We start from the raw sequence: 500 nt of genomic DNA, 5'->3' as shown, positions 1-500 counted from the left end.
CCATATTTTAAATATGGGTTACACCACATCATCCGCATTGCAAGGAATATTATAGATATTTTGACTTTTTAAAGTTAATGATATACATGAATATACTACAATATTAGTAACAATGTGACTTTAAATCACTTGCTATTTATGAGTTTTGACACAATAATTTTATGTGCATCTATTGTATCTAAGCAATACAGAAACAACTGTTAATTACAGCGTAATAAAACGCAAGCGTATACATAGTATACAAATGATAAATATGAAATGCATTTGCATTCTATGCATTTACATCGTTGTTTTTTTCTGCGCACCATTTTACATGGTGGGGGATTAACTGCATTATCATATGATTTACTTTCTCAAGACGAGAAAGACTTGTGCTTATATATCCATTATTTACACCATATCGCTCACAGATATTCTTTCTTGGCGTTCCAAGAACAAGATAATCATACAATGCTTGTATAAGTTTTTCAATACGTATAGCTGATATTTCTATTAAAAGC

1 protein-coding gene is annotated in these 500 nt (G+C 29.8%); it reads right to left on the bottom strand.

Translation table 11 applies throughout. The features are described from left to right. Positions 1-271: 271 nt before the first annotated feature. Positions 272-500: adhesin biosynthesis transcription regulatory family protein (locus K1I94_RS11340; protein ID WP_223315345.1), on the bottom strand; the 229-nt coding region annotated here is incomplete at its 5' end.

The organism is Streptococcus sanguinis (assembly GCF_019929145.1).
Classification (GTDB): domain Bacteria; phylum Bacillota; class Bacilli; order Lactobacillales; family Streptococcaceae; genus Streptococcus; species Streptococcus sanguinis_U.
This window is presented reverse-complemented; position numbering and strand designations above follow the sequence as displayed.